Source organism: Dietzia natronolimnaea (assembly GCF_002289575.1).
Classification (GTDB): Bacteria; Actinomycetota; Actinomycetes; order Mycobacteriales; family Mycobacteriaceae; genus Dietzia; species Dietzia natronolimnaea_A.
Window position 1 is genome coordinate 1 of sequence record NZ_NTGA01000095.1, and the last position, 1,232, is coordinate 1,232.

Below are 1,232 nucleotides of genomic sequence, written 5' to 3' on the forward strand. Positions count from 1 at the left end.
AACGTCGCAAACTCGTGTACTGGTCAGATATTGCAACTTCGTTCGAGGAAGCGAACGGTGGTCCTGCGGACCTCGACGAGTCGTTCGACGGAATGCGCGAGATGGCGAGCGGTCTGAGTTCTCTGTGGTACGACAAGAAGGCTCGGTTAGCAGAGGGGGAGGAACCCGGTTTCGACCTGGTCACCATGCTGCAGAGCAACGAGAACACCAAGGATCTGATCGACCGCCCGATGGAATTCATGGGCAACTTTGTGCTGTTGATCGTCGGAGGGAACGATACGACCCGGAACTCGATGAGTGGTGGCGTTCTGGCGCTGAACCGGTTCCCAGACCAGTTCGAAAAGCTCAAGTCCAACCCTGACCTGATCCCCAACATGGTCTCCGAGATAATCCGGTGGCAAACGCCGCTGGCCTACATGCGCCGAATCGCCAAGACTGACACTATCTTGAACGGTCAGTTCATCCGTAAGGGTGACAAGGTCGTGATGTGGTACGCCTCAGGCAACCGCGACGAGCGTGTGTTCGAGCGGCCCGATGACTTCATCATCGACCGGGCCAACGTCCGCAACCACATCTCCTTCGGGTTCGGCGTACACCGGTGCATGGGCAACCGACTGGCCGAAATGCAGCTGCGGATCCTCTGGGAAGAGCTGCTCCCCCGCTTCGAGAACATCGAGGTCGTCGGCGAACCCGAGTACGTGCAGTCCAACTTCGTTCGCGGCATCAGCAAGATGATGGTGCGCCTCACCCCGAAATCCGGCACATGACATCGCAGCGAGCCCTCATCATCGGTGCCAGCCATGCCGGAGCCCAACTCGCGGCGAGCCTACGGCAGGACGGGTGGAGCGGTGAGATCGTCCTCATCGGCGAGGAGCCCACGGTGCCCTACCAGCGCCCGCCACTGTCGAAGGCGTATCTCGCCGGGAAAACCACCCTCGACGAGATCACCATCCGCAGTTCGGACTTCTACTCCAAGCAGCGAATCCAGCTTCTCAACGCGCACGTGGAGGCGATCGACCGCTCGGCTGGGCACATCGTTATGAGCACCGGCGACACACTGACATACGACAAGCTCGCGCTGTGCACGGGAGCCCGCCCTCGTCAGCTCCGCGTTCCTGGGGCCGATCTCCCCGGGGTCCATTACCTTCGTACCGCCGCAGACGTCGAGAAGATCCGCACGTCCGCCACCCCCGGGCGGCGAGTGGTGATCGTCGGGGGCGGCTACATCGGAC

The 1,232-nt window shown here is 61.4% G+C and carries 2 protein-coding genes; both read left to right on the plus strand.

What is annotated here, in order from left to right:
* Positions 1-767, plus strand: a 767-nt coding sequence (locus CEY15_RS17795) for a cytochrome P450 (protein ID WP_141244340.1), incomplete at its 5' end; no start/stop codon positions are given.
* A partial coding sequence (locus CEY15_RS17800; protein ID WP_176475195.1) for an NAD(P)/FAD-dependent oxidoreductase occupies positions 764-1,232 on the plus strand: 469 nt, incomplete at its 3' end. The genes CEY15_RS17795 and CEY15_RS17800, both read left to right, overlap by 4 nt.